7 protein-coding genes are annotated in these 8782 nt (G+C 45.8%); 5 read left to right on the top strand and 2 right to left on the bottom strand.

The window, feature by feature from the left end:
- Nucleotides 1-239 precede the first annotated feature (239 nt).
- Nucleotides 240-1742, bottom strand: coding sequence for a pyruvate formate lyase family protein (locus tag FIM25_RS16440; RefSeq protein WP_139450943.1), 1503 nt, complete (start codon nt 1740-1742; stop codon nt 240-242).
- Nucleotides 1743-1935: 193 nt separating this feature from the next.
- On the opposite strand from FIM25_RS16440, the gene FIM25_RS16435 reads away from it, so the two are divergent.
- From FIM25_RS16435 to FIM25_RS16415, 5 genes are all read left to right on the top strand, one after another.
- On the top strand, nt 1936-2697 hold the full coding sequence (locus FIM25_RS16435) for a FadR/GntR family transcriptional regulator (protein ID WP_179953474.1): 762 nt from the start codon (nt 1936-1938) through the stop codon (nt 2695-2697).
- A gap of 43 nt (nt 2698-2740) precedes the next feature.
- Nucleotides 2741-3751: an NAD-dependent epimerase/dehydratase family protein gene (locus FIM25_RS16430; protein WP_139450941.1), complete on the top strand. Its 1011-nt coding sequence runs from the start codon at nt 2741-2743 to the stop codon at nt 3749-3751.
- 233 nt (nt 3752-3984) lie between these two features.
- Entirely contained in the window at nt 3985-5115 is a 1131-nt protein-coding gene (locus FIM25_RS16425) for a hypothetical protein (protein WP_139450940.1), read from the top strand.
- 322 nt (nt 5116-5437) lie between these two features.
- Nucleotides 5438-6682: an L-lactate MFS transporter gene (locus tag FIM25_RS16420; protein WP_139450939.1), complete on the top strand. Its 1245-nt coding sequence runs from the start codon at nt 5438-5440 to the stop codon at nt 6680-6682.
- A gap of 278 nt (nt 6683-6960) precedes the next feature.
- Nucleotides 6961-7989, top strand: coding sequence for a hypothetical protein (locus FIM25_RS16415; RefSeq protein WP_139450938.1), 1029 nt, complete (start codon nt 6961-6963; stop codon nt 7987-7989).
- A gap of 386 nt (nt 7990-8375) precedes the next feature.
- Here the strand turns inward: FIM25_RS16415 and FIM25_RS16405 are convergent.
- The coding region (locus FIM25_RS16405) for a HigA family addiction module antitoxin (RefSeq protein WP_342774354.1) at nt 8376-8782 on the bottom strand (407 nt) is incomplete at its 5' end.

Here is an 8782-nt window from a genome sequence, read left to right as displayed (position 1 = left end):
TTTCATCGTAGGCCGTAACCCTTTCATAGATATAAATATCTCCATTCGCACGCTTTTCACGTCGTTCACCGATGTGAGTTTTTCCTGTTATTGGTTTAGCCATGCGTAAATCCTTCTTTAAAGTGTACGCATAACTATAATGCGCACACGTAAAAAAAGCAAGAAAAAAGCACGGTTTTTCAACTAAACCGTGCTTTTTTCTTGCTTTTTGGGCTTAGAATGTACGCTTTATCCGATTTTCAGGTTTTAACGGCCCAGGGGGCAAAGAGGGACTTTCCAAAGGCCTTTCCCTGATTCAGGGCCAGCTCCAGACAGGCAGGAACATTGAAAAGCCCGGCATCGGAAGAATGGTAGGTCCGGCCGGGGCTTCCCAGCTCCACGCAGCCGATTACCCCGTAATCCCTTGCATGATCCAGCCGCATTCCGGCACGGGTCAGGGCACGGACCACGGCTTTGTCCCCGAAAAAGGCCGGGTTGCCGCAGCCTGCTGCAATGAGAGCCGCGCATTTTTCAAGGAACCATGCCGGTGTTGTTTCATGAATCCGCACATGCAGATTGGGTTCACGGGTGCGGATTTTTAAAAAAGCATCGAGGAAGAGGCCGGAGAGGGTGTTGGTCACATCCCGGCCTTCGGCATCCGTGCCGCCCAGGGTGATGCCCTGGCCCACGGTGTTACCGCTGAAAAAGGCATCCATCCTGCGGGAAAAAAGAGGGATGGTTTCACAGGCCTTGAGCTGGAAGGAGGCAATGAGGCAGGTGGCGCTTTCCTTATCCAGACGGCCTTCGGCCATATCTTTTTCAAACAGGGGATAAAGGATCTGGTCCAGCCTGCCAAAGGAAAGCCCCTGCTCGTAATCTTCCAGATTCATGGCCACATGCACCAGCCAGCAGGCCTGAAGTCCTTCCTGTAAGGTTCTGGCAGGATGCCATGGCACATGTCCAAGGCTCCGGGCAAGACTAAGAAGGCGCTCTTTGTCATCGGGTCTGGCCGTCTCTGCAAGGGCCAAAGCTTCCCTTTCAAGGTTGGCGGCCATCTTCCGGATACCCCCAAGAACAATGCGGATGGACTGGTAAAAGGCCCGCTGATCCTTATCCAGAGCGTTTCCTTCCGGTGTAAGGCCCCTTGTTAAAATGTTTTTTGCCTCAGCATTCAGAAAGCCAAGGCCCCTGTGAACCACCAGATCATAATCTGGAATCTGGTGTGAGACACCTGCAATTTCCGTGAGAATATAGCTCCTTGCGCCAAGAACCTTTGTCCATAGAAACCTGATGCGGGAAATACTGCCAAAGGCCTTTAAACCCGTGCTCCAGGTGGCCGTGAGGCCCGCAATACCAAGAAGACTTAGCTTTTCAAAAGAAGAGAGTTTTAAGGGGACACTTCGTTTTTCAAGGCAGAAAAGATCTTCAAGGATATGGGAAGATCCGCCTTCGGGATAGTAGTTGGCGGCTATTCTTTTGGAGCTCATATTCCCGGCAATGGTTTCTTTGGGATAAATGGCGGCTTTTCTTTTTCCTAAAACAGCTGTCAGCATTGTCGCCCGCTGTATAAGAGGATGCTGTTTTTTTTGAAACAACATGGAAAGCTTTGCTGCCAGCATGAGCCGGGGTCTTTCCAGACAGATGCTGCAATTTGTTTCCATGAGGGTTTTACGGATGGCAGCGATGGCATTTTCCATGGGGGCAGGTGAGGGGGCAGGTGACAGGGTTCTTTGATTGTTTGATGTCAGGGCTTGTTCAGGCATGGGACCTCCGGGGATTGTGTTTATTTGGTAATACCAATATTTAGTTTTAATGGATTTATGTCAAGAAAAAAGATAATTGGTATTTCCAAAACTGAAAAAATGCCCGTTACCCTGAGAAGGCCTGGAAAAGATGGTATTTCAAAAAAACGAAAATATGCTACAAGGCACAAAGACCCGTAATATAAGGACAGCCATGACCGCAAAACGCTCTGATATGGTTTTTAAAGCCCTGCAAAGGGAGATTCTCACGGGAGTTTATCCCGAAAATACAAGGCTTCCTTCGGAAAGACAGCTGGGAGAGATCCACGGTGTCAGTCGTATCACCATACGGGATGCCATAGCTAAACTGGCACAGCTCGGCCTTGTGGAAAAACAGCCCCAGAGCGGCATTTACGTACGGCCATTCAGAAGCGAAGCCTCTTTAGATCTGCTCATCCACATGATGCAGACCGAAGACAGTATGGATTCGGATACCCTTGTATCTTTATTGGAATTCCGTCGTCTGGCTGCCGTCTTCATTGTACGTAAGGCTGCCCTGAATCCTGATTCCCAGAAACTTGAAAAACTGAAAGCCCTGTTGCAGGATGCGGAGCAGCATCTTCTTCGGGAAGAACATTCCTTTCCGGATAAAAATCAGGAAAACATTCAAGCCCTTGCTGACGCTGATTTTGCCTTTCATGCGGGGATTGTATCCATGACCCGTAACATGGTCGCCCAGCTTCTCTTCAATTCCTTCAAACCTGCCTACAGGTATTACAGCTTTTTTTTCTACGGACTTGGGGGAGCCGCAAAAAAGGCCCTGCAAAATCATAAGGAAATCCTTGCAGCCCTCTATGCAGGGGACGAGAACTATGCGGCATGGAAAATGGAAGAAAGCCTCAGCTATGCGGAAAACAGGGTCAAGGAAGCCCTTGGTATCCTTGAAGAAAGCAGGACCATACGGCTGAGGGAATAGGGGGAGAAATCCTTTAGGACAGAAAGATAAGGAGGTGTAAAGAATGGGTTTTCAGCAGAACATGAGACAGTCGGTACTTGTAACGGGAGCTACCGGTTTTATAGGCCGCAGGGTGATGGCAAAACTCCTTGCCGAAGGTATCTCTGTAAAGGCCATTGTGCAGCCGGAAACAGCCATACCAAAGGAATGGGAAGAAAAGGTGGAGATTATCCGTGGCAGCATTGCAGATGCCACAGTCGTTGGTAAAGCCGCCAGGGATACGGGAACCATACTTCACCTTGCAGCCCTTGTATCCGACTGGGGGGATGAGGCCCGTTTCAGGGAATGCACAGTTGAGGGGAGCCGTTATATTTTTGAGGAAGCTGTGAGGTATGGGGCAAGGGTGCTTCTTGTTTCCAGTGTGGTGGTGTATGGCGATGCCATTTCAAAGAAGGTGTGCTCTGAAGTAACCCCCTTTGGAAAAACATTTGGTCCCTATAGTCGCACCAAGCAGGCCCAGGAAAAACTTGCATGGGAATACCATGAAAAAAAAGGACTTCAGCTTTCCGTAGTCCGGCCTGCCAATGTCTACGGCCCGGCTTCCGGCACATGGCTCCATGATGTGGCTCCTGTTCTTAAAAAAGGTCTTCCCTGCCTCATCTCAGGCGGAGGCCAGAATGCAGGTCTTGCCTATGTGGATAATGTGGCAGATCTCATCCTCCTTGCAGCCTCCAGCGATGCCGCCCTTGGCCGCGCCTATAACGCCTGTGATGCTCTGGATATCAGCTGGAAGACATATTTTTCCGATCTTGCAACTATGCTTCAAACCCATAAACCCAGGTCTCTTCCTTGGTTTATGGCCAAAATGAGCGCAGGGCTGTTCGAAACCCTGTGGAGATTCTTTGGTATCCGGCAACGCCCACCCATTACCCATGAAGCCCTCAACCTTGTGGGCTCGGACAGTTGTTTTCCCATGGATCGTGCAAAAAAGGAGCTGGGCTATGAACCCAGTATTTCCTATGCGGAAGGTATACAGCGGGTTAGGGAATACATCAAAGGAAATACCGATATCTGATTATCTGTTGCTTTAAGTATAGAAACCAGCCCTTAGCGCAGATGTTTTGTATTGACAGAAAGTATGTATGCATATAGCTTGCCTACATGTGTAAACGCTGTTTGCTTGTTGTTTGTCATGTTCTTTTGGTTGATGCAGCACATCTGTCTTTTTCCTGAATCTGACATAATTCAAAGGATTCAGAAAAATGGCACAGATTAACCGGATGCAAAAAAGGGAGGTTAATTGTCAATATGAAAAAAATATCACTATTTTTAACGGCACTTATTTTTATTTCAACTTCAGCTTTTGCCCTTGAAAAAAGGGAGTTTGCTTTTATGGGCGCTCTGGGCGCTAACTATCCCCTTGATGATGGTGACGGGCAGGTAAGTCCTGTTGTTATGGCCAGTTATATAAACTACATTGGCGATAATATGTATAATGAAGCAAGATTAACTACAACAACACTATCCAATACTTTTGGTGTTGACAGAGGCAGATACCACTTCGGCATACAGCCCATTCTTGCCCACACAATTGAAGGTGGTTTCAGAACCTTTGATCAGGGATATTTGAATGAAGATTTAAATATTAATGGTAATTACATAGCTCCGGTAATGTTTTTTGATTACAGGCTGGCTGATCAAAAAGTAGAGATAAAATTCAAATACCGCCCATCATTTTATTTCTATCGTGAAGAGGATTCAAAAATAAAAATGCCCGATAACCATTTAGCCCATGTTGGAAGTACTGAGCTTGTATTTCAAAATATGGAAGAAAAAAATATGGGTAGAATCAAGCATGGTGTAAGGCTTGCCACAAAATATGAGTATATGAACCGGTCAGGCTACGATTCCAATGGAGTTTTGACAGAGGATATTAACCAGTCCCATAAATTATATGCAGATCTGGGTTTTTATCACAACTTCGCAGGGGATTATAATCTTCTTTTTGATATCAATGGTGCCTATCAGAAGGATGTAGATATAAACAACGCTGAAAAGATAGGAAGCTATTTAGCTCCCCATGCAAAGATGCCCGGTTACTATAATTGTGAATTCAGGCACGACCGCTATGTAATTGGTAAAATACAGTTTGGAATACCCGTAGATTTCTGGGAAACGAGAATTCAGCCGGGATTCAACATTCTTTATATGCCTAAGGATAATAAGGTCGTTGGTCAGTCAGATTATGATGAAACAACCTATAAAAGCGTTTCACTCAACATTTCTACAAAATTAGGAGGCGTGCTGCCTTTCTTCCTAAATTACTCCTATGGTATTGATGCGGAGAGAAAAAGTTCTTCAGATGGAAAGGTCAGCAAAGGAAGCCATGAGATTATGGCATTTGCCGTAGTTGGCTTCGGTAGTACTGGCAAAAGATAATGGTCTTAAGGTGAGTATTTTATTAATGTCCCATGGGTTGCAATCTTTCATAAAGGGCTGTTTAGGCAGCCCTTTATGAAAATCTTGGTATGTGGTGCCCCCTTTAAGATTTCCGGATTATCTGCGTCGGCACCTTATTGTTTTTTATTAGCATAAAGATCTGTTTTAGCTTGACAGAAAGCTTGTATGCATATATTTTGCGTACACTGTGAACAGCGTTTATTTTATACTCTTGCTGTTTTGTTATGTTTGGGCCTGTTCTGTTTTTAGGTGATCGTTTTTTTCATGACTGCCCCATAGATATCAAAAAAGGAAAGCCTCAGTGGAAAGAAAATTAATCAATCGTTGGAGTATGGTTTTTGTTGCATTTGTTATGATGCTATGCGTAGGGGGCGTCTATGCTTGGAGCTTATTTAATATCCCTTTATTAGAAGCTAATCCGGGCTGGACTTTGGGTGGCGTAGCCTTAACCTTCGGTATTACTGTCATTTTTATATGTGTAGGAGGAATAGTTGGTGGTGGTATCTATGATAAGATAGGGGCTAGAAAAGTTGCTACAGCAGGGGCGATAATATTTGGTACAGGGTTAATCTTATCCAGTACTGCTACACAAATATGGCATCTGTATATATGGTACGGCATGTTAGCTGGTTTGGGGACAGGTTTGATTTATGGCCCTGTATTGGCAACCTGCATAAAATGGTTTCCGGATAAACGAGGTTTAATCAGCGGAATAGCCGTTACGGGTTTTGGTGCCGGGGCAATGATATCAAAACCTATAGTTTTATTTCTTATAGCAAACTATGGGGTAAGTAATACCTTTTTATATTTAGGTATAATATATTTTGTCATACTTTTTGGAGCAGCACAATTGCTGGTTACGCCCCCTGTTGGCTTCAGGCCATGGGACTGGAGACCGCGGGCTGGATCGGTAGCTGCTGAAAATGTGAATTTTACAACTGGAGAGATGGTCAAAACTAAACAGTTCTATTTGATTTGGCTTATGTTTCATTTTGGCTGTATTGCTGGCCTTCTGGTAATCAGTGTAGCGGTAAATATTGGAACGGATTTGGTTAGGCTTGATCCAGTTGTAGCTGCTAATATTGTAGTCGCTATAGCATTGTTTAATTCAATGGGACGAATTTTCTGGGGTGGTTTTTCGGACAAAATTGGCAGGATTCGCGCATTAACAGTAATGTTTAGCTTAATGGCATTAGCAATGTTTCTGATGAGTTATATTGAAATGAATTATGTAAGCTTTTTAGCTTTGGGTTCCCTGGTAGGTTTTTGCTTCGGAGGATTTCTATCAACTTTTCCAGCGCTTACAACAGATTACTTTGGTACTGAAAATATGGGTAAAAACTATGGCGCTGTTATATTTGCCTTTGGTATAGCAGGTATAGTAGGAACTCGTTTAGCCGGTATGTTCGAATTTACTCAAGCATTTACATATGCTTTTATTTTATGCCTGATTGCAGTTGCTATGTCTTTTTTTGTTAAAAAGCCAGGATTAAGGGAGTTGAAAAAAAATGAGATTCCACTTATGAAGCTTGAATCTTCGGCCTGAAATCCGGGAGGGCTCCCCTTGATGCGGTGAACCCTCCCGTTTTTTATCCCTTGTCTATACTATGGAGTGCTTTAAAGAGAAAGTTAAGGAATTTTGGAATTCTGGTCATGGACGAAGTGGTGTCCTGTGACAGAAAACTAACCAGTCTTCCATGATAAACCCCGATAGTTAAAAACCATACTGATCCGCCGTCCTGCAGCCAGTGGGTGGATCAGTATGGTACGTTTTATGGGTTCAAGGATTTTTTTGCGGCCTGTTCTGAATGAAAGGAAAATTTTATGTTCCGGGTTTTTATCGCAGCCACGGCTCAGGGGGCCATTGAAGCTGAGACAGTCCGCTGCCGGGAAAAATTTTCTTTTTTATTGAACGATCCTGATCTGAAGGGGCTATGCCTTACCATCGATCCACTAAGGGAAGGATGGAGCACCCCTTTGCAGACGCATCATTACCGTTCAGGCTGTGCTCCACTGGAAGCCCTGCATGATGCCTGCACTCATCTGCGGCAGGGCCGTATTCATTTTGCCATCATTACCGGCAGCGATTCCCTTAAGACAGGGTATTTACGGGAAGAGAGAAACCGGATGATGCAGATTTACGGCAATCATATTTCTCTTCCCGAGGCTTATACAGCACTGGCAGAGAGCTTTTGCCGGAGACACGATCTCCCTTTGGAAACTTTCAGGGTGCTGCGGAATGCCCTCTTCAACAACTATCGGCGTTCTGCACCCCATGTCCGGATCGATCCCCTGCGAATGGAATCGGTCACCGGTCTTTTCCGGGCGGTGGACTGTGCCAATCCCTTCATGGATTACAGTGGCTGGCTGCTTCTTTGCAGGGAGGATATGCTGGAAATTATCCGGCCTGATGAACCTGCTGTTGAAGTGCTGGGAACGGGTTTGGCCATGACCCGGGGTGACGGACCTGAATATATTGATGAAATTGCAAGCTATTATCATCTGAAAAAGGCCTGCAGCATGGCCAGTGAGCAGGCTGGTTTTGATTTTGCGGAGGTATTTAACTGTAAAAAAGCCTTTATGGAAGCCTATACCTGCTATCCGGTTGTACCCATGGGACTGCTTCTCTCTGCGGGTTTTGTTTCGGATCTTCAGGAAATACCTGTCTGGCTTGCAGAGCACAGATTGACAATGAAGGGAGGAATGAATCTTGACCGGGCACCCTGGAACCTTCCGGCATTAAGAGCACTCATTGATATGAGCCGTAAACTCAAGCAGCATCCTGGCATGATTGGCGGTGTTCATGGTAACGGAGGTCTGGGGGGCAGGCAGGGCTTTGCCATTCTCGGCTGAACTTTTTGCCTGAATCCTGAATCTGTAGCATATTTTTTTGGCAGCCCGTGGTCAAAGTCCATGCAGGACTGATTGTCCTTGCCACAGAGAAAAGCCCTGCGGACACAGTGGCAGACGCAGTGATACCACGGGGTGCTTTCAAGGCTGATGAGGGTGGATCGGGGATAGGTCTGGAGGCACTCCTGTGGTTGCTTTTCCTACATCCAACGTATGGGTCACTCGCCGGGCGAGTATACCGAAAAAGTCGATATTTATGAAAATGATTCTCGACCGAAACCATTTTTGAACCGGACAAAATAAGCCCTGTCGGTGTGTAATCAATTGTTGTAAGGACAAAGTTGGGGTCCTGTGGTTAAGGGGCTTGCATCTGCCGTGTGTATAGGTGTCTATGCAAAAGATGGTTCTTTTTTGCAAAGAGGTTTTAACAACCTGATCTTTTTTGCTTCGGGGCTGTTCATGGCATACCAGAGATCCCAATCCTGTTGTAGGCCCAACCAGAAATCTGCCGACATTCCCAAAACATGAGACAGCCGCAAGGCGGTGTCTGGAGTTACGGAGCGTTTGCCTCTGATGATTTCATTCAGACGTGGATAGGACACCCCCAGATGGTGGGCAAGTACCGTCTGTGTGATATTTAGTGGCTTGATAAATTCCTCCAGCAACATTTCTCCAGGATGTGTCGGTGGGCGGTTTTGAGGCAAACGACGGCCCACATCAATGGTAATCGGTGATTTCAATTTCGCAGGCATGGCCTTCCTCCCATTTAAAACAGATTCTGTACTGCTGATTGATG

The organism is Desulfobotulus mexicanus (assembly GCF_006175995.1).
GTDB lineage: Bacteria > Desulfobacterota > Desulfobacteria > Desulfobacterales > ASO4-4 > Desulfobotulus > Desulfobotulus mexicanus.
Note: the sequence above shows the minus strand (reverse complement) of the source record. Positions and strands in the feature narration are given on the sequence as shown.

Excerpts from the sequence above, each read along its gene's own strand:
- FIM25_RS16440 (WP_139450943.1), bottom strand. The coding sequence starts at position 1,742 with ATGCCTGAACAAGCCCTGACATCAAACAATCAAAGAACCCTGTCACCT.
- FIM25_RS16435 (WP_179953474.1), top strand. The coding sequence starts at position 1,936 with ATGACCGCAAAACGCTCTGATATGGTTTTTAAAGCCCTGCAAAGGGAG.
- FIM25_RS16430 (WP_139450941.1), top strand. The coding sequence starts at position 2,741 with ATGGGTTTTCAGCAGAACATGAGACAGTCGGTACTTGTAACGGGAGCT.
- FIM25_RS16425 (WP_139450940.1), top strand. The coding sequence starts at position 3,985 with ATGAAAAAAATATCACTATTTTTAACGGCACTTATTTTTATTTCAACT.
- FIM25_RS16415 (WP_139450938.1), top strand. The coding sequence starts at position 6,961 with ATGTTCCGGGTTTTTATCGCAGCCACGGCTCAGGGGGCCATTGAAGCT.